Raw genomic sequence first — 25,693 nt, forward strand, 5'->3', positions numbered from 1 at the left:
AGGATCTCGGCGTTCTCCAGACTGCGCAGGTGCTTGTGCAGTTCGTCGTAAGGCTTCCCGACGATCTTGCTCAACGGCTGCAGAGCAGCAAGCGCATCAAGCACTGCGCGACGTACGGGCGGGACTTAGGCGAGCGGGTCGTTCACCAGAGCGTCGCGGAATCCCCACAATGTGGAAGCGGACGTTGTCATCGTGCTGCAGCGCTGAAGGCTCCACCTGGCCATCCTTGATCAAGACGCCACCGACGACGGTGGCCACAGGGGGGCGGTAGTCAGCGTGGCAAGCTGCCATACGATCGCCTCTCGCGCTTCGTTTCCATAGGCCCGCAACTAACCCAGTAACCTCAGTGAGTTCGTAAGCGACATCGATGACGACGGTCAGTCACCTTCCTGAGGAAGTAGCTCGAAGTCGGCTGCGGACACTTGGGTGTCACCCGACAAGATCCGGACCTGGGCAGCGACAGGCGCGGCGTCCGCGATTGCCTTCAGAAGCCTCGCCTTGCCGATACCACCGGCGCCGATCACAAATGCCGAGGTCGCCTCCGTCTGGTGCGCGGCGCCCACGATTCGGTGCGGTGATCGCCACCTCTGCGCTCGCCTTGCCGACCACCGCCGGTCCGAACTCCCGATGTCGCTTGCGCTGGCCAGTTGCGAGGTCCGTCCCGCCGGACGCGACAAGGATGTCTATGCCGTGCTGCTTGAACCGCCACGAATTCTATGCGTACCGATCTATTTGATTCCAGCCTGCTGACCAGCACATTGCACATAGCAGTCGACCTCGTACTCGATCCGCGGTGTGTGGCCGAGCCGGTGCATGAGGGGATGGTTGTCGAACCAGCCGCCCCAGTCCAGAGTCAGCAACTCCACATCGGCGACGGTGGCCGACGAGCCGCGCCGGAACGGCGAGTCAGCTCGCACCGCTTCGGTCTCGCAGAGCCCAATCGTTATCTTGACCAAGGCATCATCGTAGGCGTCGATCACGTTCCCGACCGAAGGACCCGTACCGGCCAGCCAGCAGCGACTTGCCGGATCATACACTCGTGTGCTGCTCAGCCGCCATTACAGCCGAGGCATGCGCACTGCACGGCTTGTACCTATCGGCAGGTGCTGCCGGAATACGCTGGGGCAACGCCGGTGCCGAATCGCTGTGGTCGACGTTCGAACACGAATGTTATTACCGACACATCTATGCCACGAATGCAGAACTCGTTACCTCTGATGACAATTGGATGGATTCTCACAATCACCAGCGCCTGTACTCGGCGATCAGGATGCTTTCACCTATCGACTACGGGCAGTCCCACAAAACCACCCGAGAAGCACGCTAACATCGACTACGAGCAGTCCTTCGAAACGCCCCTGAAGCATGCTGACCTTGTCTACTTTTCGGGGAAATCCCAGGGTGAACGGGCAGTATCGCAGTGCTGGGCGATTGTCGGCTGCGATGCATGAGCAGGTCTGCGTGTCAGGAGAGGTAGTGGAGTTCCAGTTCCTAGGCCCGTTGGTCGTTCGTTCGGGGGAACATGAAGTGGCCATCTCGGCACCACGACAACGCATCATTCTGACAACGCTGCTGCTCAATCCCAATCAGGTCGTTTCTGTCGACCGCATCGCACAATTTGTTTGGGACGATCCGTTGCCGCCGAGCGCGGCGGCAACAGTCCGCACCTATGTCATGCGTTTACGCCGGGCGCTGGGTTCGTTCGGAGAGGAGTGCATCCAGACGCGCGCCCCCGGCTATCTGGTCCGGATCCAGGAGAACGACACCGATTTAGGCCGGTTCCTGGCGCGGCGGCGGGCAGCGAAGGGACTCGCCGAGTCGGGTGATCTGGCCGCAGCGGTGGAAGAGCTCGATCTGGGGCTAGGTTTGTGGCGCAGCGATCCGTTCGTGGATGTGCCGTGTGCGCGGCTGCATGAGTGCGAGGGCGGCCATCTACGAGAACTGAGGCTACAGACCTTGGGTTGGCGGATGGACATGCAACTGGAGCTGCGTCGGCATACCGAGGTTCTGCCCGAGCTATGGAGAATCGTTCGCGAACAGCCGTTGAACGAGGCCTTCGTCGGTCGGCTCATGCTTGCGTTGTTCCGCTCCGGTCAGCAACCGGAAGCGCTCGCGCTCTTCCAGCGTATCCGCACCGACCTGATCGGTCAGTTCGCGATGGAGCCCGGTGCGCAGCTGCGCGAAATCCAGCGTCGCATCCTGTGCGGTGAGGACAATCCGGTGGCCATCGGCGCCTCGTGGGCAGCGGACCCGGCGGAGGTACCGATGCCCGCACAACTTCCGCCACAAGTGCGAGACTTCGCCGGCAGAAGCGTCGAAACCCGCGAGCTGCGCGAACTACTCACCGCCGAGGGCGAGACACAGCCGGGGGCGCCCGCCGTCGTCACCGGGCCTTCCGGGGTCGGCAAGACCAGTCTGCTGCTGCGGGTCGCCCACGCCGTGAGCGACGACTTTCCCGACGGACAGCTTTATGCGAGCCTGGAGGGCTCGCGAGGGGCTCCCGTGGACCCTGCGAGCGTGGCCATGCGATTTCTGATCGGGCTGGGATTATCCCCGGCCACTGTACCGGACGCAGAGACCGATCGCCTGGATCTCTACCGCTCGGTTGTCGCGCGACGCCGGATTCTCATCGTGCTCGACGATGTCTGCGACGCATCTCACGTGCGTCCGCTGATGCCGGGTAGCGGCGCCAGCCGAATGCTGATCGGTAGTCGCAGACGCCTCGTCGATCTCGAAGCGTCCAGCACCATCGTCCTGGAACCGTTGGATGAACAGACTTCGATGAAACTGTTGGCCGGAATAATCGGCAAGGAACGAATCGACGCGGAGATCGCTGTCGTCCGCGCGGTCGTAGCGGTATGTTCCGGCTTGCCTCTTGCCTTGCGCATCGTCGGATTACGCCTACTCGACCGCCCCGATCGCAGTATCTGCGAGATCGCCCGCAAACTCGTAGATCCCGACCGGTTTCTGGACGAATTACAGATCGGAGACGTCGCGGTGCGATCGGCTCTCAGCCGGGCATATGACGCACTGCGCCAGCGTTCCCGGGGCGAGAAGGATCTTCGAAAAGCCTTCCGTTGGCTCGGTGTCATCGCCAGCCACGGTATCCGGCCTCGAGCGGTGGCCGTGCTGTTGGAGTGCTCGGAGAGCCGGGCGACGGAGCTGCTGGAAGAGCTGGCCGACGTGCACCTGGTGCGCGAGCAGGGCGGAGGCCACTATGTCATGGACCACTCGAGCTGGGCTTTCGCCTGCGAACGCCTGTATCAAGAGGAACTGTCGGGGCGCTACGTGGCAGCGCTGCAGCGCCTGAATCGACACGGTTACCCAACCAAGTTACCCTTCGCGTCTTGCGGGAAGCGATCCTCTGACACACAGATCAACGTGCCGGGGGCACCCGATCCATCCGGCGCGGAGTTGCTCGGCAGTTCGGACCGGTCGCAGTGAAATGTTCCGACAGGACGCCCAACACCGCGGTGTCGTTGTCGCTCAGAAAGAAGTGACCGCCACGGAATACCCTGAGATCAAAAGGGTCTTGTGAATGTCGGATCCACTCCCGTGCTTCGTCGATCGTGGTGTGCGGATCTCGATCACCGGTGAGAACCGTGATCGAACAGGGCGGCGGACCGTCCGGCACGAACCGGTAAGTCTCCACCGCGCGGTAGTCGCTGCGCAATGCGGGAAGGATCATCTCCAGCAATTCCGGGTCCTGGAGAAACTGAGACTCGGTACCGCCGAGGGAACGAACCTCGGCGACGATGCCCGCGTCGTCGCGCAGGTGCACCGCCTCGGAACGGTACAGATGGGGCGCCCGACGCCCGGAGGCGAACAAGTGCAACGCCAAGCCGGGCTCATCGCGCCGCAGGCGACGAGCCACCTCGAAAGCTATGATAGCGCCCATGCTGTGCCCGAAGAATGTGAGTGGCCCGCAGGTCCACGTCCGCATGATCGCGTGGATGTGGTCGGCCAGCACACCGATATCGTCGATACCGGGTTCGTTTCGCCGATCCTGACGACCGGGGTACTGGACTGCGATGACTTCGATGTCCGGTGCGAGTGCTCGTGCGACGGGCTGGAAGTAACTCGCCGAACCGCCGGCGTGCGGAAAGCAGACGAGGCGCTGCTGAGCTCCCTCCTTGGGCTGCAAGCGCCTGAACCAGATCTGTTCGTCGTCCATGATTGTCCTCTCTAGTTGTCCGCTCACAATCGCCCCGTCCCGAACCACGTATCCATGCGGGGGCCGGTATCCGGCAAGATCTTCCGAGGGCGGCTGAGCGCAGCGCCATATAAGCGCCGTTCGCGTGGATAACCCAACGACACTTCCTCGAACCGAACACCGTCGTGCCAGGTGGTGCGTGGTATGTGCAGGTGTCCGTACACGACGGCGGCGACCCCGAAGCGGGTGTGCCAGTCGGCCGTGCGCTCGGTGCCGCACCACTGCGCGAAAATCGGGTAGCGCAGGATACGGGTCGGGGTACGCACCAGCGGATAGTGATTGACCAGTATCTTAGGCAGAGCCGGGTCGCATGTTTGCAGACGCTGCTCGGCAGCGGACACTCTGGACTCGCACCACATTTCCCGACACGGATACGGATCGGCGTGCAGCATGAATTCGTCGGTGCACACCACGCCCGTCTCGTGTGCGAGAGTCAACGCCTCCTGCTTGGTCGTGACGCCGACAGGCAAGAACGTATAGTCGTAGAGCAGGAACAGCGGCACGATCAGCATCGGTCCGCCGGGGCCGTGCCAGATCGGGTACGGGTCCTCGGGTGTCACCACGCCGAGGCTGCGACAGAGCTCGACCAACTGGTCGTACCGTGCGACGCCCCGCAGGGTCACCGGATCATCGGGGAGGGTCCACAACTCATGGTTGCCCGGCACCCACACTACCGTGGCGAATCGCTCGGCGAGCACGCGCAAAGCCCATTCCACGTCGCAGAACCGCTCGGCGACATCCCCGGCGACCAGAAGCCAATCCTGAGGTGACTCCGGACGCAACCGTGCCACGATCTCCCGATTCTCCTGATGTCCGATATGCAGGTCACTGATGGCGAGCAGATTGCCGTCTGCCGTCACGGACATATCCTCACGTCAGCGCAACGGCGGGCAGAATTCGATAGCGCAGGCATTACTCGGAGGGTATTGCAGAATCGCGGCTCATGGGTTCCGCCCCGATATCGTCAAGCCTGTTCACAAGTCACCGGCATGTCATAGAGACGATATCCGTCGCTGCCATTCTCGGACTTCGTCCGCCGCGCTCACCCCTGCCGTGGGGCCGCTCGAGATCGCACCGCTTCGACCGATTCCCACCTCTGATCAAATCTCTACGAAGGATCATCATGGCTGACCAGATCACCGTTACCGCGCAGCTCACCGACTATATTCGGCAGGTCTCTCTTCGGGAGGACAACATCTTGCGTGAGTTGCGAGAGGAGACCGCGGATCTGCCCGGCGGAACGGCCATGCAGGTCCTCGCCGAGGAGGGGCAGCTACTTGCGTTACTCGCCGGCCTCATCGGAGCTCGATCAATCCTGGAGATCGGTACATTCACCGGCTACAGCACGCTGTGCCTCGCCCGCGCGCTGCCCGTCGACGGGCGAGTGGTCACCTGCGACATCACCGATCGGTGGCCCGCGATCGGCGCTACCTACTGGAAGCGGGCCGGCGTGAGCGACCACATCGACCTGCGCGTCGGCGATGCCCGCGCGACACTGGAGCAGCTGCTGGCCACAGAGGGTTCAGAGATCTTCGATCTGGCGTTCATCGACGCGGATAAGGCCAATTACCCTCGTTATTTGGAACTTTCACTTGCACTCGTCCGACCCGGTGGCCTGATTGTGGTGGACAACACATTGTTCTTCGGGCGGGTGGCCGATCCGGATATCCAGGACGCGGATACCGAAGGGGTCCGCAAGCTCAATGCGCGCCTACACTCGGATGAGCGGGTGGAGATCAGTATGTTGGGCATGGCCGATGGCATCACCCTGGTCCGGCGCCTGTTCTGAGCGGCGGCACGGCGGTTAGGTCGGCGGCGTCGATCCGCATGGTGGTCGACCCACGCCATGCGGCAGGAAGCAGATGCAGCCGCTGGATATCCACAACCTCGGGGGCAGCTAGGGCAGCGCGGCAGCCACACGGCTCCTCATCGAAACCGGCGAAGCGGTAGGCGACTTCCATCATGCGGTTACGCTCGGTGGGGCGGAAGTCGGCCACGAAATGCACCCCCGCTCGGTATGCCTGGTCTGCCAGCCAGGCCAGCAGCGTCGATCCGGCTCCGAAGGAGACGACCCGGCATGAAGTGGCCAGCAATCGCAAATGCCATACGGCAGGGTGCTTCTCGATCAGGATGACGCCCACCGCGCCGTGTGGGCCGAACCGGTCGGTCATAGCTGCCACCAGAACCTCGTGGTTCGGGTCGCGCAGCAGGCCGCGCAGGGTAGCGTCCGAGTAATGCACACCGGTCGCGTTCATCTGGCTGGTACGCAGCGTCAGCTCCTCGACCCTGGACAACTCCTCCTCCGTCGCACGCCCGATCCGCAGTACAAGTTCCAGCGAGCGCAGGAAATCTTCGTCCGCGCCCTCGAACTCGGCGCGTTCCGTGTCGCGCCGAAACCCGGCCTGGTACATCTGCCTTCGACGACGTGAGTCCACCGTGCTCGTCGCCGGGGTGAACTCGGACAGGCCGGTAAGCGTCGTAGCCGTCTCGGCAGGGTAGCAACGCACCTCGGGCAGGTGATAGGACACCTCAGCCCGCTCGGCAGGCTGGTCGTCGATGAACGCGATTGTGGCAGGCGCAAAGTTCAGCTTCTCCGCGATGCGGCGCACCGCATCGGACTTGCGTCCCCAGCCGATCTCCGGCAGGACGAAATATTCCGCGAGCCCGAAGGCCACCAACCGGTTCCAGGCCATGTCGTGGTCGTTACGGCTGGAGATGGACTGCAAGACGCCGCGGGAGTCCAGTTCGATGATGACGTCTCGGATGGCCTGGTCGAGCACCACCTCACCATCCTCGAGCAGCGTACCTTGCCACAGCGTGTTGTCGAGGTCCCAGACCAGGCACTTCACCGTAATGGGCTGCTCGGATACGGATCTGTCGGTCATGTCCACCTCTCGGTTACCCATTGGCCAGCACATGATCGGCCAGCAGCAACTGGCACATCTCGTTGCTGCCCTCGATGATTTCCATACACTTGGCATCGCGATAGGCGCGAGCCACCATGTGCCCGTCCCTGGTTCCGGCGGAAGCCAACACTTGCACGGCTACCGCGGCGCCGCTGGCCGCCGCGGTAGCACTGACATGCTTGGCCAGCACGGTGGCCAACACCTGATCCGGCAGTCCCTCGTCCCAACAGCGGCTGGCATGCTCGCAGACGCGAAGGGCGGTCTGTTCGGCAATCACCAGGTCGGCGAGATGCCGGGCAACGAGCTGATGGTCACCTAATGTCCGACCGAATTGCCTGCGGGACTTGGCGTGCGCCCCTGCGGCGGCCAGGCACCCGCGCAGGATGCCGACGCACCCCCAGGCGACCGACATCCGGCCGTAGGCGAGCGCGGTGGTCACCACCAGCGGCAGGAATTGGCCCCCGCCGCCGAGTAGCTGCGCCGCAGGCAACCGTACCTGTGTCAATCGCACATCGGCGTGACCGGCGGCACGACAACCGAGCGGATCCGCGATGCGGTCGATGCACACACCGGGGGCAGCTGTCGGCACCACGACGGCGCCGGCGCCCCCATCGTCCATGACGCCGACGACAACGACGAAATCGGCATACATCGCCGCGGTCGACCAGGTCTTGTGACCGTCGACTACGAGCATGTCCCCATCGCGGACTATTCGGGTCTTGATGGCCGAAAGATCGCTCCCGGCATCGGGTTCACTGAAGGCGACCGCAGCCAGTTTTCCTCCGGTGAGCAGAGGCAACAAGTCGGCCTGCTGTTGCTCGTTGCCCAAGCGCGCGATAGTCCACGCCGCCATCCCTTGCGAGGTCATGACGCTGCGCAGGGACGAACAAAGGCTGCCCACGTGCGCGGTGAACTCACCGTCGCGGGCGCTGTTCCAGCCGAGGCCCCCGTAACCGGCCGGAACCTGCGGGCACAAATATCCAGCAGCGCCGAGTTTCGTCAGCAGGTCCGACGGCAGCGTCCCGGTGCGGTCCCAGTGCTCCGCCTGGTCACCGACGAAGCCCGTGATCGTCGCATAAGCCGCGGTGAGCCCGCCGCTCACTGGCCCCCCACCGCTCACTGGCCCCCCACCGCTCACTGGTCGCCCGTCGCTCACTGGTCACCCCGAAGACGCTCCACCAGTGCGACCATGTTCACGACGGTCCGGAAGTTGTCCAAGCGCAGATCCTTTCCTCGAATAGCGATCCCGTAGGTCTGCTCCAGAAACACCACGAGCTGCATGGCGAAAAGTGAGGAGAGCCCGCCCGCGGCGAAAAGATCCGCTCGCGGATCCCAGGACCGTTTGGTCTGGGTTTCGAGGAATCGCAGCACATCCTCCTGGATACCCGCATCGCGTGTCTGATCGACTTGGGTGTTCATCGCGTCCAATTTCGTCTCCTCAATTCGTGTATTCGTAGAAACCACGGCCTGCCTTGCGTCCGTGGTGGCCTAGCCGGACTTTCTCCAGCAGCAGTTCACAGGGGCGGCAACTCTCGTCGCCGGTGCGGTCGTAGAGCACTCGCAGTGAATCGACCAGATTGTCGATGCCGATCAGATCGGCGGTGCGCAGGGGCCCAGTTCGATGTCCGAGACAGTTCTCCATCAACGTATCGACGTCCCCGGCACTTGCGGTGCCCTGTTGCACGATCCGCGCCGCGCTGTTGATCATCGGGTGCAGGATGCGGCTGGTGACGAAGCCCGGGGTGTCGCCGACGACGACCGGTTGCTGCTCGAGCGCGCCCAGCGCACGCTCGAGCGCCGTCATGGTGCGCTCGCCGGTACGCGTCCCACGGATCACCTCGACGGTCCTGATGAGGTAGGGGGGGTTCATGAAGTGCGTGCCGACGACGTCCTCGGGTCGCTGCGCGTAATCGGCGAGTTCGTCGATCGGGATCGACGACGTATTCGAGACCAGCGGGGTGCCCGGTCGTACCACCGTCGAAAGCTCACCGAAGATCTTCGCCTTGATCGCAAGGTCCTCGGTCGTCGCCTCGATGACAACGGTAGCGGCCACGAGGTCTGTGATCGCGGTGGTGGTTGTCAGCGAACCGACTGCCGTGTCGTCGGCGAGCTTGCCCATCAACTGCGCCATCCGCAGCTCCTCGGCGATCCTGGCACGGGCGTTGTCGAGCCGAGTGTTGTCGATATCGACCAGCACAACCGGCAGCCCGCGAACCAGCGCGAGAGTAGCGATGCCGACGCCCATGACACCTGCGCCCACGACAGCGATCAGATGTTCGTCCGATGCTTGACCCTCGGATTCGGTTTTCATCAATAAACGCTCCTTTCAGTGCAATTCGGTCAAGGCAGGATCGATTCGAGCCAGTCGGAAACGGCGCCTGCTGTCGTCGCCGAGTGCTGCTCCAACATCGAGAAGTGGTCGCCGGGAACATCGATGACGGTGTGCGCCGACGGCCAACTCGAGCGCCAGTCACCGACGGCGGGCGCGGCCTCGCCCAACGGGGCCGAGGCCCGCACCAGCAGAGTCGGCGCCTCGACCACAGGCCGACGGTAATCGTCGAGGATTCGGAAATACTTGCCCATGGCGGTGAGTCGGGCGCTGTCCATCGGGACCGCCTGATCTTCGCGATCGAACATGCCTTGCAGTAGCACGTTGTTGAACTGGGTCATCGCCTTATCGGTCGCGAGATAGGTGTCCAGTAGGACAACGGCGGCCGGGCGGATTCCCCGCTGCTCGAGCTGGGCGGCCACGCCATGCGCGACGATGCCTCCCGAGGAAGAACCGAGCAGGATCAGCGGGCGATCGCCGCCGACTCGTTCGAGAATCTCCTCGGCCTGGTAGTCGAACAGCGCGGACATCGTCGACGGAAGACGCTGTCCGGGCAGGAAACCCGGCGCCGAGATCGCACTCGCGCCGTAGGCACCGCGGAAATGCGCGACGAACCGCGCGTACTGGTGGCCACCACCGAGTGCGACCAGCGAACCCAAACACACCAGCTCGGGTGCGTCGTCATCGACCGTGATCCGTACCAATTTCGGAGGATCGTCAGTGTCGCGCAGCTCGGTCGCCGTGTGGAATTCGGGCCGCAGCGCGGAGGCGTTCTTCAGCAGATCGATGGCCTCGTCGGCTTTGCCGCGACGGCACAGCTGCCGGAACAAGACACTGACCGGGTCGACGACGCGGTCGGCCTGCGGTTCGGCCGCAGGACGCTGCTGCGCGATCGGAGCGGCTGCTGCCGACTTCCATTCAACGACAACAAGTTCAGCCAGCTCAGCCGGTGTGCCGCTACTGAAAACTACGGTGGGGAGCAAGCTGACTCCGAGTGCCTGGGCGAGGCGGTTGCGCAATTCGAGCGCGGTCAGCGAATCGAATCCGATCGACAAGAACTGCTCGTCCGCGCCGATCGCGGCGGCATCGGCGTGCCCAAGCACCTGAGCGGAATACAGCAGGATCGTCTCCAGCAGGATGCCCGGTTGTTCGTCGGCGCTCGCTGCGGCGAGGCGCTCACGCAACCGGTCATCGGTGGCGGACCGAACCCGACTCGCGGACCGCGACAGCGGTCGCAGCAGCGGCGGCACCGAGCCGCCGCGTAGTGCGGCGAGGTCGAGGTCTGCGAGGACAAGGACCGGGTCGGGCACGGTCGACGCCGTGTCGAACAGCGCGGTGCCCGCTTCGGCGGAAAGCGCCCTGATACCGCTGCGGGACATGCGATTCAGATCTGCTTCAGAAAGTGCGGCGGTCAGTTCGCTGCGCTGCTCCCATAGTCCCCAGGCAAGCGATTTGGCCGGCAGACCGGACCGATGCCGGGTGACCATCAATGCGTCCATAGCGACATTGGCGGCGGTGTACGCCGACTGGCCTGGTCCGCCGAAGACGCCTGCGATCGATGAATACACCATGAATGCGCGCAACGGCATACCGGACGTGGCCTCGTGCAGATTCCACGCCCCGGCGAACTTGGGTCGCAGTACCTGGCTCAGCTGCTGTGGGGTGATATCGCTCAGCATGGCGTCGTCGATGACGCCTGCCGTGTGCACGACCGCGGTCAGTGGATGTTGTGGTGGGATGCGTGCGAGCACCCTGTCGACAGCGGCACGATCGGTGACATCGCAGGATTCGACCATTACCTGTGCGCCGAGCGCTGTCAGCTCGGCGACCAGTGGCGTCGACGCCGCCGGGTCGCGCCGCCCGACCAACAGAAGGCGGCGCACTCCGTGACACATCACCAGATGCCGGGCGAGAATGCCCGCGAGCGTGCCCGCACCACCGGTGAGCAGGACAGTGCCCTCGCCGTCGAACAGGTCGGCCTGCCCTCCGACGGCACGGACGCGAGCCAGGCGGGGAACGTGAATCTTGCCTGCCCGCAGCGCGACCTGTGATTCATCGCCGGCCAGAACCGCTCCGAGCAGTTCCGTTGTCGCTCGCGGGTCATCGGTGTCGAGCAGCACGAACCGGTCCGGATACTCCTGTTGGGCGGAGCGGACCAGGCCCCAGATGGCAGCACCGACGATATCGAGCGGCTGCTCACCGAGATCAACGGCGCCTCGGGTCAGCACAACCAGCGGAGGGCAGCCCTCGGCGGGCCGGGTGAGCCAAGCCTGGATGCGGGCCAGCACCTGTGCGGTGGCAGCACACACCGCCTCTGGAGTGCCGCGACCGGTAGGGGGGCAAGGCAGCAACACTGCGTCCAGGCCGGTCGAGTCCGCACCGACGCCGGGCAGCGGGCCAGGCAGTAGCCGCTCGTCACCATCGCCGAGTACGGCCCAACGGCCCGCCATGGGTGGGACGCCGATTGCGGTGGAATCGTCGATCAGCGGCCATTCGACACGGAACAGCGAGTCGGTCGGGGCCTGCAGCGAGTCGAAGGTCGCGGTGCGCATGGTCAGCGCGCCGACGGTCACGACCGGCCGCCTGCGCTCGTCGGCGACCTCGAGCGATACCGCGTCCGAGCCGGCCGGCCGGAGCACGACGCGCAGCGACTGCCCCGCCGGGGCATCGGCCCAGATGCGCACATTCTGCCACACATAGGGCAGAGGCACGCCTACGGCGGCGGGTTGCGAGTCCGGATCCGTGTCGGCATCCACGTTGCGCAGTGTGATCGTGTGCAGGAACGCATCCAACAGCGCGGGATGCACACAGAACTCGTCTGCCACGGTTTCCGGCAGTGCGACCTCGGCGAAGATCTCCTCGCCTGCGGTCCAGGCAGCACGCAGGCCGCGAAACGCGGGACCGTATTCCACGCCGCGCGCGTCCAAGATGCTGTAGAGACGTGCGACTTTCATCTGCCGCGCGCCCGCGGGCGGCCAAGGCACCGGCTGCGATACAGGCGAAGACCGTACAAGCGCTGGGGCCAGCACGCCGCTGCCGTGTCCGGTCCATTCCGCACCGGGGTCGGCATCCTCTGGCCGCGAGTGGATTTCCAGAGTCCGCCGGCCCGTCTGGTCCGCGACACCGACCGTAAGTCGTAGCCAGACGCCATCAGCGGCACCGCCATCGACCGCACCAGGCAGTACCAAGGGAGCGGCGAGGGTGAGTTCCTCGATCAGAGCGCAGCCGAGGTGGCGGCCCGCGTGGGCGGCCATCTCGAGGTAGGCGGCCCCTGGCAGCAGGACCGTGCCGCGCACCGCATGATCGGCCAGCCATGGTTGGGTCGACGCCGACAGCCTTCCGGTGAACACGGTATCGCCCGTGCCGGGTAACTCGACCGCTGCACGCAGCAGCGGATGCCGCGGGTCGTCCTGTCCGATAGCGGCGGGGTCGCCACCTGCCGGGGGCGGGTCGAGCCAGTAGCGCTTGCGCTGGAAGGCATAGGTCGGCAGGTCCACCCGCCGTGCGCCTACCCGCGCGAACACCGGATGCCAGTCGACCGGCAAACCGGACACGTGCGCCTGACCGAGTGCGATGAGCAACCGACGCGTGTCCTCCTCGCCACGCCGCAGTGTGTCGAGGACGGTAAGGCCGTCGAGCCCGGCGTCAGCAGCCGCGTCCTGGATATTGAAGGTCAGCGTGGGATGCGGACCGACCTCGACGAAGGTCCGGTACCCGGCGTCGAACAGGGTCCGGAGCGCATCGTGAAAACGCACCGCCTGCCGGAGGTTGCGGAACCAATACTCCGGCCCGAGCCGACCGGGCCGAACCCATTCCACGTCGGTGGTGGACAGCATCGGAACGGTGCCCGCGCCTGGCGTCAGACCGGCGAGCGCGGCGAGTAGCGGCGTGCGCACCGAATCGATGACAGCGGAGTGCGGGGAATAGTCGATCGGGGTCCGGAAGGCCATCACATCGTCGGAATCGGCCAGGAATTCGTCGAGTGCGGCCGCCTCACCAGCGAGCACCACCACGCGCGGGCCGTTGACCGCGGCAATCGACAGCCTGCCACCGTATCCGTCGATCAGTTTCTCCGCTTCGTCGGCGGTGAGCAGCACAGTGGCCATCGCACCGCCGCCGGTCACCGCCGCCAAGGCGCGGCTGCGGCCGACCACGATCGTGGCGGCGTCCTCGAGGGACAGCATTCCAGCGACGTACGCCGCGGCCACCTCGCCCTGGCTGTGCCCGACGACCGCGGCAGGTTCGATCCCGTGCGCCTGCCACACCGCCGCCAGCGATACCAACACCGAGAACAACACCGGTTGCAGCACGTCCACCCGGTCGATCGAGGGTGCTGCGGGCTCCTGCCGCAGCACCGCGATAGGTGACCAGTCGATATGGTTGGCGAGCACACGCGCACAGTCGGCCATGCGGGCGGCGAAAACCGGTTCACTGTCGAGCAACCCACAAGCCATACCCGGCCACTCCCCGCCGAGGCCAGGGAAGACGAACACCACCTTGCCGTGCTTGCGCGCGGTGTCGCCGTCGCCGCGCTCACGCGACAGCACGTCCAGTGCCTCGAGCAACTCGCCCCGATCTGCGCCGACCGACACCGCCCGCTTATCGAATCGAGGCCTGTTGAGCGCGAGCGTCATTCCTACATCCGCCGGGTGCAGATCAGGATCGGCGGCGACGTGTGCGTGCAGCCGTTGCGCCTGTGCGCGCAGGGCGGCGGGCGTCCGAGCGGACAGCAGCCAGACGGTCGGACCGTCCACACGTACCGGCGCCGCGGCGTCCTGGTCGCCGGGGTCGGACTCGAGCAAGAGATGTGCGTTGGTGCCGCTGGCGCCGAAGGAGGACACTGCGGCTCGGCGCGGCTGCCCGGTGACCGGCCACGGTGCAGCAGAACGCAGCAGCTCGACATCGCCTTGACTCCAGTCGATCTGGGTGCTCGGTTCATCGATGTGCAGCGAGCGAGGCAGCAGGCCGTGCCGCATTGCCAACACCATTTTGATGATGCCGCCCACACCGGCTGCCGCCTGGGTGTGGGTCAGATTGGACTTCAACGAACCCATCAGCAGCGGACGCCCGGCCGGACGATCCCGACCATAGACTTCGAGCACAGCCTGCGCCTCGATAGGATCGCCGAGCACCGTACCGGTGCCGTGCGCCTCTAGAGCGTCGATGTGCGCCGGCGACAAACCCGCGTTCTGCAGGGCCTTTCGGATGACTCGAACCTGTGCCGGGCCATTGGGCGCGGTCAGACCATTGCTCGCACCATCCTGGTTGATCGCCGATCCGCGAATGATCGCCAGCACCGGGTGACCATTGCGCCGCGCATCGGCGAGCCGCTCCAACACAACCATGCCAACGCCTTCGCCGAAGGCGGCGCCATCGGCGGCGGCGGCGAACGATTTACAGCGGCCGTCTTTGGCGAGCCCGCCCTGACGCGCCGCGCCGCTGAGCACTCCGGGCCCGGACATGACGGTGACCCCGCCTGCGAGGGCCAGCGCGGTATCACCCGCCCGCAGGGCCTGGCAGGCCAAGTGCACAGCGACCAAAGAGGAGGAGCAGGCAGTGTCCAGACTGACCGCAGGACCCTCCAGCCCGAGCAGATAGCTGACCCGGCCGGAGACGACGCTCGGGATGGTTCCGGTGCCGAGGAATCCGGCCAGGTCCTCGGGGGTGTGGTCGAGGCGGCTGCCGTACTCGCTGTTGATGACTCCTGCGAATACGGCGGTGTCGGTTCCGCGCAAAGTCTGCGGATCGATGCCTGCGCGCTCGATGCTTTCCCAGCAGACCTCGAGCAGCAGACGCTGCTGCGGGTCCATGGCCAGCGCCTCGCGCGGGGAAATGCCGAAGAACCCGGCATCGAATTCCATCGCGTCGAGCAGGAAGCCGCCCCGCAGCGGAGGATCGCCGGAATCCTGCGGCAGATCCCAGCCGCGGTCAGCTGGGACGGCCGTGACACCGTCGCGCTCGGCGACCAGCAGATCCCACAGCTGTTCTGGTGTCCGCACGCCGCCGGGGAATCGGCAACTCATCGCGACGATCGCCACCGGCTCCCGCAGCTGCTCGGCCAAACTACGGTTCTGTTGTCGCAACTGCTGGTTGTCCAGCAGCGAAGCGCGCAGAGCCTCGACCACCTGGTCTGTTGTCATAGCAGTCCTTCCGTGTCGGTCCGTTCAGGCATGACCGTCCCCGAGGGCCATGCGCACCAGACCGTCGACATCCATGGCCTTGATCGATTCCGGCTCGGTCGATTCCAGCTCGGTCGGCAAGGGCGCCTCCGTCTCCGGTCCTGGTTTCTGTAGGCGCAGTAGCGCATCCAGCAGACCGGCCGACCGCAACTGCTGCGGCGAGATGGTCGCCAGCAGGCGGCGCACTGATTCGTCGTCGATGCCTGCACTCGGCTGCGCCGATGGCGCCGTAGGCGCCAGACGCTCAGCGATGTAGGCTGCCACGGCCTCCGGCGTCGGATGATCGAAGACGAGGGTCGCGGGCAGCCGCAAGCCGGTCACCGCGTTGAGCTGGTTACGCAGCTCTACCGAGGTCAGTGAGTCGAACCCCAGGTCCTGGAAGGCGAGTTCCGAATCGACAGCGGCCGCGTCCGGATACCGCAGCACCCGCGCGACCTTCTCGCGAACGAGGTCCGCCAGCACTGACTTTCGCTCCTGCGCATCGACCTCTGCCAGGCGCAGGCGCAGGGTGTTCGCCTCGGCGGCAACGGCGGTGGCGGCTACCGGGCGAACCACTTCGCGCACCAGGCCCCGCAGCAGCGGGGGCACCTCGGCCGCAGTTGCCAGGCGCTGTCGGTCCAGTTCTAAGCGTACCGGCACCAATACCGCCGCATCCTGCCGCAGCACGGCGTCGAACAGCGCCAGACCCTCAGCGTCGGAGAACGCCGCGACGCCGCCACGCGCCATCCGCTGTCTGCTGGTCTCGTCGAGACTACCGGTCATCGCACTGCGCTGCGCCCACAGTCCCCAGGCGATGGATTGGGCGGCGCAGCCCTGCGCGCGGCGGTCGGCGGCCAGCGCATCGAGAAATGCGTTGGCGGCGGCGTAGTTGGCCTGGCCCGCATTGCCGATGATGCCGGCAGCGGAGGAGAACAGCAGAAATGCCGACAGCGGAAGTTCTCGGGTCAGCTCGTGTAGATGCAATGCGCCGTCGACCTTGGGTCTGAGCACCGCGTTCAGCCGTTCGGTGGTCAGCGACGACACGACGCCGTCGTCCAGGACGCCCGCCGTGTGCACGACGGCGGTCAGCGGGTGCTGTGCGGGGATCCGCGCCAGAGCCGCGGCGAGCTGGTCCCGGTCGCTGACGTCGCACGCGACGAACTGCGCTTCGGCGCCCAGTTCGCCCAGATCGGCGGCCAACCCGGCGGCCTCCGGTGTGTCCGGTCCTCGACGACTGATCAGCAGCAGTCGACGTATCTTGTAGTCGCGCACCAGATGCCGGGCCACAAGCCCGGCGAGCACGCCACTCGCACCGGTGATCAGGACGGTGCCCGAGGGATCGAAGACACTCGCGTCCGCGCTGGGCGCAGGGACCCGCGCCAGCCTGGCGCCGAGCAGACCGCCCGCTCTGATGACCAGGTGCGGCTCACCGGTCGCCAACCCCTCGGGTAGCAGCGCGAACAGTTCATCCGGATCGGTGGCATCGACCAGCACGAAGCGGTCGGGGTACTCGGATTGCGCCGAGCGGACGAGACCGCATACTGCCGAGCCCGCCAGATCGGGCACACCCGTACCGGGGAATACCTCGACGGCACCGCTGGTCACGATGACCAGGCGGCTGTCTGCGTATCGGTCATCGGCCAACCACTGCTGGATCAGCGCCAGCGCAGTAGCCGTCACTGTCCGGACAGTCTCGGCGTCCGCGGCGACGGACCGGCACTCCACAACAACCACATCCGGCACCGGCACGCCCTTGTCGATCGCCGCGCCGAGCGCGGCGAGATCGGCATACGCATCCGGAGGCACAGCGAGCGCCCCGAATTCTGTGGCACAACAATCGAGTAGGGCCGCAGGCTCGGCCTGTGCGATCACCGGCCCGAGCACTGCCCACTGCCCGGTGGCGGGCAGCTGCGCGCCGAGACCGGGCAGCGGCGTCCACTCCACACGGAACAGTGCGTCTGGCGCGGCGATGGTGCTCAGCGAGTCCGTCGGGATCGGGCGGATCGCCAAGGCCGCGACCGAGACCACCGGCCTGCCCTGTGGGTCGGTGGCCTCGATGGCCACATCCCCGGTTGTGGCGAACGTCAGCCGAATCCGCAAGTGGGTCGCCCCGACCGCGTGCAAGCGCACGTGGTTCCAGGAGAACGGGACCCGAGCGGTGCCCGGCTCAAGCTCGACGTCACCCGCTGGGCCGAGCCGGATTCCGTGCAAGGCGGCATCCAGCAGGGCGGGGTGCACGCCGTATGCCGTGGCGGCGAGATCGTCGTTGTCGGGCAATCGGACCTCGGTGAAGACCTCGTCGCCACGCCGCCAGGCGGCCCGGACGGCGCGGAAGGCGGGACCATACCGGTACCCGGACTCGCCGAATCTGTCGTACAGGTCGTCGACTGCCACCGGTGTGGCGCCCGGCGGCGGCCAGTGCTGCGGCTCGGCTATGGAGTCGACCGCGAGCTCGGCCATATTCCCGGTCGCGTGCCTGATCCACTGCGTGGCCAGTCCGTTTTCCGGCCGCGAGTAGACGGCCAGCGCACGACTGCCGTCCTCGGCGGGCGGGTCCACGCGTACTTGGATACGCACGGCCCCGGCGGCGGGCAGCACCAGCGGCGTCTCCAATGTGAGTTCGTCAAGGACCTCGCAGCCCGCTTCGGTGGCGGCCCGCAATGCCAGCTCGACGAACGCCGTCCCTGGCAGCAACACCACATCCGCTACCGCGTGATCGGCCAGCCAGGGGTGGCTGACCAGCGACAATCGGCCGCCGAGCAGGATCTCACCGGTACCGGCGATCTCCGTGGCCGCGCTCAGCAGTGGATGCCGGGTGGCGTCGAGGCCGGAGGCGGCGAGATCCGGAGCACCGGTTCCTGCTGCGGGTAGCGCCCAGTAATGCTGGTGCTCGAAGGGGTAAGTCGGCAGGTCGGTGCGACGGGCGTCCGGGAAGAACGCCGACCAGTCCACCGGCCGCCCGCACGACCACGCCTCGCCCAGTGAGAGCAGCAGCCGACGGATACCCCCTTCGTCCCGGCGCAGGGTGGAGAGCACGGCACCGTCCTGCCCCGCCGACTCCAGTGTCTGCTCGATCGGCACCATGAGCAAGGGATGAGGACTGACCTCGATGAAGGTAGTAAACCCCTGCTCCGACAAGGAGCGGACAGCCGGCTCGAATACAACTGTCCGACGAAGATTTTCATACCAGTAGGCGGCATCCATGACGCTGGTGTCGAGCCACTCCCCCGTCACCGTGGATAACAGCGGCACCTCGGCGACAGCAGGCGTGATGGGGTCCAGTGTGCGCAACAGCTCAGACTCGATTCGTTGCACTTGAGCCGAGTGCGATGCGTAGTCGACATCGATACGCCGAGTCCGGACGGCCTCGGCATCACATGCGGACAGCAGCTCTGTGATCGCTTCGGTCTCGCCCGAGACGACCACTGCCGACGGGCCGTTCACCGCGGCCACCGACAGCCGCGCACCCCACGGTGCGAGCAGCTGCTCCACCTGAGGCGGCGGTAGTGCGATCGACACCATCGCGCCCGTCCCGGCGAGTTCTCCGAGCGCGCGCGAGCGCAGCGCGACCACCCGAACGCCATCGGCGAGCGACAGACCGCCCGCGACAACGGCGGCGGCGATCTCCCCCTGGGAGTGGCCGACCACCGCGTCTGGCTCGACGCCGTGCGACCGCCAGACCGCGGCCAGTGACACCATCACCGCGAACAGCACAGGCTGCACCACGTCGACCCGGTCCAGCGGGAGGCCCGAGCGCACCACTTCCAGCAACGACCAGTCGACGTGGGCAGACAACGCGGCAGCGCACTCGACCATCCGATCGGCGAACACCGGCGATTCGACCAGCAGCTCACTGGCCATGCCTGCCCACTGGGAACCCTGGCCAGGAAAGACGAAGACCGTCTTGCCCTCGGTGTCCTGTACACCGGACACCGCCGCGGGGGTATCGATTCCGCAGGCCAAGGCGTGCAGTGCGGCGGTGAGTTCGTCACCGTCACCGACCAGCACTCGACGATGCGCGAACGCGGTACGACCTGCGAGAGTGCGTCCGATGTCGGCGAGGTCCGCCTCGCAGGCCCGGTCCAGGTGCTCACTCAGACGTGCCGACTGCTCTGCCAGCGCCGCCGAAGTACGCGCCGACAGTACCCATGGCAACGGTCCTGGCGTCGAATTCCGCTGGTTTGCTGCCGTATCCGGTTCGGGCGCCTGTTCCAGGATAACGTGCGCATTGGTTCCGCTGAGGCCGAAGGAAGAAACACCGGCCCGGCGCGCCCGGCCGGTCTCCGGCCAGGGCGAAAGCTCGGTCACGAGTGCCACCGCACCTGCGGCCCAGTCGACGTGGCTGGTCGGTTTGTCGATGTGCAGGGTCGAGGGAACCTGCGCGTGGCGCAGCGCCAGAACCGTTTTCATTATCCCGGCGACGCCCGAGGCGGCCTGGGTATGGCCGATGTTCGATTTGAGCGAGCCGATCAGCAGCGGCCGATCGTCGGGGCGGTCCCGACCGTAGGTGGCCAGCAGCGCCTGCGCCTCGATCGGATCACCGAGGGTGGTCCCGGTGCCATGCGTCTCCACCACATCGACATCCGCGGCCGACAGCCCGGCATCGGCCAACGCCGCGCGAATGACTCGCTGCTGAGATGGACCGTTCGGCGCCGATAAGCCGTTGCTGGCGCCGTCGGAGTTCACCGCGCTACCACGCAGCACGGCCAGCACCGGGTGCCCGTTGCAGCGAGCGTCGCTGAGCCGCTCGACGATCAGGACGCCGACGCCCTCGCCCATGCCCATGCCGTCGGCGGCCGCGGCGAAGGCCTTACAGCGGCCGTCGGCCGCGAGACCGCGCTGCCGGGAGAAGGTCAGGATCGCACCGGGCGTCGACATCACCGCGACACCACCGACCAGCGCGAGTGCACAGTCGCCGCCGCGCAGCGCGCGGACCGCGGTGTGCAGCGCCACCAACGATGACGAGCAGGCGGTGTCGACGGTCAGTGCGGGACCCTCCAGGCCGAAGGTGTATGCGAGGCGGCCGGAGACGATACTCGGGGCACTGCCGGTAAGCAGATGCCCCTCGCCGTGCCCGGAGCGGGCCACGGCGGCTCCGTAATCGCTGTAGTTGACGCCGATGTAGACCCCAGTCCGAGATCCGCGCAACGCCTCAGGATCGAGGCCCGCGCGCTCCATGGCCTCCCAAGAGGTCTCCAGCAGCAGCCGCTGCTGCGGATCCATGGCCACGGCCTCACGCGGGGAGATGCCGAAGAAGCCCGCGTCGAATTCGGCGGCGTCGTGCAGGAATCCGCCGTGTCGCGTGGTCGCGGTGCCCGGGTGGTCCGGGTCCGGGTCGAAGAGTTCCTCCGCACTCGGCCAGCCACGGTCGCCAGGGAAGCCGCTGACCGTATCGCCGCCCTCCTGTAGCAGCTGCCATAGCTTCTCCGGGGTGTCGATGCCGCCGGGCAGCCGGCAGCTCATCGCGACGATCGCGATCGGGTCGTCGTCCTCGGCGGTGGTCGGCGCCGGTGCGGCGTCGGTGGATGCCACCACCGCGAACAGTTCGGCCTCTAGGTGTGCGGCGAGCGCGTCCGCGCAGGGGTGATCGAAAACGAGCGAAGAAGGCAACCGCAGCCCGGTGGCGGCGTTGAGCCGGTTGCGCAGCTCGACGGCGGTCAGCGATGCGAAGCCAAGTTCCTGGAACGCCTTGCCCGGCGGCACTTGTCGCGGTGAGTCGTGCCCCAGAACCGCCGCGGCATGGGTCCGGACGAGTTCGAGCAGGGCACGGCGCCGCTGCGCGGCCTGCAGTCGGTCCAGCCGTTGCCGCAGCTGTGCCCCGACCACGTCCGATGGGTCGGCGGCACTGCTCTGCAACGCGCTGCGCGCCTCTGGAATGGTGCGCAGCAGCGGGCTCGGACGACTCGACGCGAAGACGGGAGCGAACCTTTCCCAGTCGACGTCGGCGACCGCGATAACCGTTTCGTCGTCGTCGAGGGTTTGCTGGAGAGCGGTGATGGCCGTATCCGGATCCATTCGGCGCAGACCGTGCTCGTCGAGCTTGAACAACTCGCCGACCGGTGCCGCGCCGGGGTCACCTGTGCGCCAGACGCCCCAGTCCACGGTAGTCGCGGTCAGTCCACGAGCGCGCCGGTGCTGGGCCAATGCGTGCAGATAGGCGTTGCCCGCGGCATAAGCGCCGTGATCGCCGCTGCCCCAGAGGCCTGCGATCGAGGAGACCAGGACGAACGCGTCGAGGTCCCGGTCCAGCAGGGCGTCGAGGTGCGCGGCCCCGGCGGCTTTGGCCGCGACCACATCGGCGAACGCACCGATCGGAGCGGCCACGAGCGGGGCGAGTGCGATGAACGCTGCCGCGTGCACCACCGCGGTGACCGGAGTGCCTTGCGCATCGAGGTCGGCGAGCAACCGCTCGACCTGGTCGCGGTCGGCGAGGTCGCAGACGGGCATGCTCAGCCTGGCGCCGTACGCGGCCAAGTCGGCGCGCAACTGCGCGGCGGCGGGCGCCTGCGCGCCATGGCGACCCGGCAGCACCACATGCTCGGATCCACTGCGGGCCAACCACCGGGCAAGATGTCCGCCCACTGCGCCGGTCCCACCGGTCAGCAGGACCGTCCCACGGGGACGCCAGGGACGGCTGTCCGGGTTCGACGGACGTGCGGCATGCACCAGCCTTCGGGCGAACAACCCGCTCGGTCGGAGCGCAAGCTGGTCTTCACCCGCGATGTCACCCGCCCCGCTGAGGGCGGCGCCGAATCGTAGCCGGGCGGCATCGTCCGGTTCCGGCGGCAGGTCCAGCAGTCCACCCCACCGTTGGGGCTGTTCGAGAGCCGCCACCATGCCCACGCCCCACACCATCGCCTGTTTGGGAGCGGTGAGCGGATCGGTGGAGCCGGTGGTGACCGCACCATTGGTCACACACCACAGCCGGGCCGTGCTCGCGGTGTCGGCCAGTGCCTGGATCAAGGCGACTGTGAGCGCGACGCCCACCGGCAGAGCCGGATGCTGCGGATGTGGCCGCTCCGCGATGGCCGACAGAGAGACGATGCCGTTCGGCGCGGCGCCGCCGAGAGCATTCAGCCGGGCGGCGAGCCGCTCACGGTCGACGTCCTCGTCGACGAGTTCGACGCGATCGACTTCCGCGCCGAGGTCGGTCAGTGTGCGCTCGATCCATTGGGCGTGCCGCGAATGGCTCGCCGCGGCGGGCATGACGAGTAGCCACCGCCCGGTGAGCAGCGCGGCCGACGGGTCGGCGAGCCGCTGCCAAGCGATGCGGTAGCGGAGTGGGTCGGCGGGTCGGCCAAGGGCGCCAAGACTGGGCTGCGTGACGGGTTCCGGCCAGAACCGCCGCTCCTGGAACGGGTAGGTGGGCAAGGCGACCTGTCGAGCACCCGCGAAAGCTGTTGTCCAGTCGATTTTTACGCCGCGCACCCAGAGTTCGGCGGCTGAGGCCAGGACTCGCCGCAGGCCACCGTCGTCTCGCCGCAAAGTGCCTGCTACCGCTGCGGCGGTCAGTCCCTCGGCCTCGACAGTGTCCTGTACCGGGACGGTGAGCACAGGGTGTGGCGATACCTCGACGAACACATCGTGTCCTCGCCGCGCCAAGTCGCGGATCGCGGTCTCGAACCGGACAGTGCCACGCAGGTTGCGATACCAGTAGTCGGCGTTCATCTCGGCGGTGTCGAGCCAGTCGCCGGTGAGCGTGGAGAACAGCGGGATGCGGCCGGTACGCGGGGAGATATCGGCGAGCATCGACAGCAGCTCGTCGGCGATCTGTTCGACCTGTCCCGAGTGCGAAGCGTAGTCGACGGGCACTCTCGTGGCGCGCACGCCGCGGTCTTCGCAGCGGGCGACCAACTCGGCGAGGGCGTCCGGATCACCGGACACGACGGTGGCAGCGGGGCCATTGACGGCTGCCACCGAGATGCGCCCGGCCCACGGCGCGAGCTGTGCCCGCACGTCGTCATGGCCGAGCGCGAGGGCTACCATACCGCCGCGCCCGGCCAGCGCGCCGATGGCGCGACTGCGCAATGCCACCACTTTCGCGCCGTCTGCCTGCGACAACCCGCCCGCGACGACAGCGGCGGCGATCTCTCCTTGGCTGTGACCGACGACCGCGTCTGGTTCGACTCCCCAAGAGCGCCAGAGCGCGGCGAGTGAGACCATCATCGCGAACAGCGCCGGTTGGACGACGTCGACGCGCTCGAGCGACGGCGCGCCGGGGGCACCGCACAGGACCTCGGTCAAGGACCAGTCGACGAGCCCGGACAGTGCCTGCTCACATTCGGCGATCGAGGCGGCGAAGACCGGCGCCTCGGCGAGCAGGTCGCGGGCCATGCGGTCCCACTGCGCGCCTTGGCCGGGGAACATGAACACGGTCCGGCCGACGCTCGAATCACTGTTGCCGACAACGATGTTCGGTGTTGCTGTGTGGTCGCGGGCCAGCGCGCCGAGTCCATCGAGTAGATCGGCGCGGTCGCAGGCGATCACAACGGCGCGCTGCTCGAATGCTGTCCGGGTCGTCGCCAGCGAGAACCCGACATCGGCTGAGTCGAGGGCGGGATCGGCGGTCAGCACACCGACCAACCGCATCGCCTGATCGCGCAGCGCGGCCGGTGTGCGTCCCGCCAGCACATAGGGCGCGACCGCCAGGCGGGGCGGGCGCGGTTCGGCGCTCTCCGGTTCGGGCGCGGGCGCTTGCTCGAGGATGACATGCGCATTGGTGCCGCTCATGCCGAATGCCGAAACGCCTGCCCGCCTTGGTCTTTCGGTCAGTGGCCAGGGTCGGCTCTCGGTGAGCAGCCGGATATCGCCGCTCGACCAGTCGACGTGCGGGGTGGGCTCAGTGATATGCAGTGAGCGGGGCAGGATGCCGTGCCGCAGCGCCAATACGGTCTTGATGACGCCCGCGATCCCGGCCGCCGCCTGGGTGTGCCCGATATTCGATTTCAGGGAGCCGAGCCACAGTGGCCGGTCTGCGGGACGATTGCGGCCGTAGGTAGCCAGCAGGGCGTCTGCCTCGATGGGGTCGCCGAGTGTGGTGCCGGTGCCGTGCGCCTCGACGGCGTCCACGTCCGCGGCGGTGAGCCCGGCATCGGCGAGCGCAGCCAACAGCAGCCGCTGCTGGGAGGGGCCGTTGGGAGCGGTCAGGCCATTGCTGGCGCCGTCGGAGTTCAGCGCGGAGCCGCGGATCACGGCCAGCACCGGATGCCCGTTGCGGCGCGCGTCGCACAGCCGCTCCAGCAGCAGCACTCCGACGCCCTCGCCCCAGCCGGTACCGTCGGCGGTGGCCGAGAACGCCTTGCAACGTCCGTCGGCCGACATCGCACCCTGCCTACCGAATTCGTCGTAGACCAGCGGCAGCGACATCACGGTTGCGCCCGCGGCCAGCGCCAGCGCGCACTCCTTGCGGCGCAGCGCCTGCGTGGCCAGATGTAATCCGACAAGCGAGGAGGAGCACGCGGTGTCCACGGTGAGTGCCGGTCCCTCCAGCCCTAGCGCGTAGCACACCCGGCCCGCCAGCACACTCATCGAGTTGCCGGTGACGAGGAAGTTCCGCACCGCCTCGGCGGCGTGCAAGCCCACCTGGGCATACCCCTGATCCACCGCCGCGGCGAACACACCGGTGGCGGTTCCGCGCAACGTTGCCGGGTCGATGCCTGCCCGCTCGATGGCCTCCCAAGCAGTGGTCAGCAGCAGTCGTTGCTGCGGATCCATGGCGGTTGCCTCATGCGGGGAGACCGCGAAGAATGCGGCGTCGAAGTCGGCGATGCCTTCGATGAAGGCTCCTCGACCGGACACCTTGCCCGCGCTGGGCTGCGCGAGATCCCAGTCGCGGTCCTGCGGGATCTCCGTCGTGGCGTCGCGGCCTTCGGCCAGCAGCTCCCACAACTGCTCTGGGGTGCGCACGCCGCCGGGAAAGCGGCAGCTCATGGACACGATCGCGATCGGCTCGTGTCCGGCGGCCTCAGCGTCGGCGAGTCGGCGGCGGGTGCGCTGCAAGTCGATCGTGACGCGGTTGAGGTACTCGCGCAGTTTCTGCTCGGTCACAGTGCTCCTACGTTCGATCCGGGACCGCGTTGGTCCGCTT

General features: G+C 66.9%; 13 protein-coding genes. 3 read left to right on the forward strand and 10 right to left on the reverse strand.

The features are described from left to right. Positions 1-377 precede the first annotated feature (377 nt). Both ACX4ZE_RS16215 and ACX4ZE_RS16220 read right to left on the reverse strand, forming a co-directional pair. The gene (locus ACX4ZE_RS16215; protein WP_480274278.1) at positions 378-563 is read right to left on the reverse strand and encodes a hypothetical protein; all 186 of its coding nucleotides are present in this window, start codon (positions 561-563) and stop codon (positions 378-380) included. 165 nt (positions 564-728) lie between these two features. Continuing rightward, a complete protein-coding gene (locus ACX4ZE_RS16220) occupies positions 729-980 on the reverse strand; it encodes a hypothetical protein (RefSeq protein WP_480274279.1) in 252 nt (83 codons plus the stop codon). A gap of 59 nt (positions 981-1,039) precedes the next feature. Here ACX4ZE_RS16220 and ACX4ZE_RS16225 point away from each other — a divergent pair, with 59 nt between their 5' ends. Then, a complete protein-coding gene (locus ACX4ZE_RS16225) occupies positions 1,040-1,327 on the forward strand; it encodes an integrase core domain-containing protein (RefSeq protein WP_480274291.1) in 288 nt (95 codons plus the stop codon). A 134-nt stretch (positions 1,328-1,461) separates the two neighbouring features. After that, a complete protein-coding gene (locus ACX4ZE_RS16230) occupies positions 1,462-3,444 on the forward strand; it encodes an AfsR/SARP family transcriptional regulator (protein ID WP_480274280.1) in 1,983 nt (660 codons plus the stop codon). Here the strand turns inward: ACX4ZE_RS16230 and ACX4ZE_RS16235 are convergent. Beyond that, positions 3,377-4,174: a thioesterase II family protein gene (locus tag ACX4ZE_RS16235; protein ID WP_480274281.1), complete on the reverse strand. Its 798-nt coding sequence runs from the start codon at positions 4,172-4,174 to the stop codon at positions 3,377-3,379. The genes ACX4ZE_RS16230 and ACX4ZE_RS16235 overlap by 68 nt on opposite strands. A 23-nt stretch (positions 4,175-4,197) precedes the next feature. Then, positions 4,198-5,079: a metallophosphoesterase family protein gene (locus ACX4ZE_RS16240; protein ID WP_480274282.1), complete on the reverse strand. Its 882-nt coding sequence runs from the start codon at positions 5,077-5,079 to the stop codon at positions 4,198-4,200. 257 nt (positions 5,080-5,336) lie between these two features. Here ACX4ZE_RS16240 and ACX4ZE_RS16245 point away from each other — a divergent pair, with 257 nt between their 5' ends. Then, positions 5,337-6,002 carry an O-methyltransferase gene (locus ACX4ZE_RS16245; RefSeq protein WP_480274283.1) on the forward strand — a complete coding sequence of 222 codons (666 nt, stop codon included), beginning with the start codon at positions 5,337-5,339 and terminating at the stop codon, positions 6,000-6,002. Here ACX4ZE_RS16245 and ACX4ZE_RS16250 read toward each other — a convergent pair. Genes ACX4ZE_RS16250 through ACX4ZE_RS16275 form a run of 6 tightly spaced genes read right to left on the reverse strand, consistent with a single transcriptional unit; the run spans position 5,977 to position 25,653 of the window. Further along, complete coding sequence (locus ACX4ZE_RS16250) at positions 5,977-7,098, reverse strand: HAD-IIIC family phosphatase (protein ID WP_480274284.1); 1,122 nt, start codon at positions 7,096-7,098, stop codon at positions 5,977-5,979. The two genes, ACX4ZE_RS16245 and ACX4ZE_RS16250, sit on opposite strands and share 26 nt — an antisense overlap. Positions 7,099-7,111: 13 nt before the next feature. Continuing rightward, on the reverse strand, positions 7,112-8,239 hold the full coding sequence (locus tag ACX4ZE_RS16255) for an acyl-CoA dehydrogenase family protein (RefSeq protein ID WP_480274285.1): 1,128 nt from the start codon (positions 8,237-8,239) through the stop codon (positions 7,112-7,114). Between the two features lie 32 nt (positions 8,240-8,271). Beyond that, a complete protein-coding gene (locus ACX4ZE_RS16260; protein WP_480274292.1) occupies positions 8,272-8,538 on the reverse strand; it encodes an acyl carrier protein in 267 nt (88 codons plus the stop codon). A gap of 19 nt (positions 8,539-8,557) precedes the next feature. Beyond that, positions 8,558-9,430: a 3-hydroxyacyl-CoA dehydrogenase family protein gene (locus ACX4ZE_RS16265; RefSeq protein ID WP_480274286.1), complete on the reverse strand. Its 873-nt coding sequence runs from the start codon at positions 9,428-9,430 to the stop codon at positions 8,558-8,560. A gap of 29 nt (positions 9,431-9,459) precedes the next feature. Then, on the reverse strand, positions 9,460-15,588 hold the full coding sequence (locus tag ACX4ZE_RS16270) for a type I polyketide synthase (RefSeq protein WP_480274287.1): 6,129 nt from the start codon (positions 15,586-15,588) through the stop codon (positions 9,460-9,462). Positions 15,589-15,612: 24 nt separating this feature from the next. Further along, positions 15,613-25,653 carry an SDR family NAD(P)-dependent oxidoreductase gene (locus tag ACX4ZE_RS16275; protein WP_480274288.1) on the reverse strand — a complete coding sequence of 3,347 codons (10,041 nt, stop codon included), beginning with the start codon at positions 25,651-25,653 and terminating at the stop codon, positions 15,613-15,615. Positions 25,654-25,693 lie beyond the last annotated feature (40 nt).

Source organism: Nocardia sp. TBRC8007 (genome assembly GCF_056629435.1).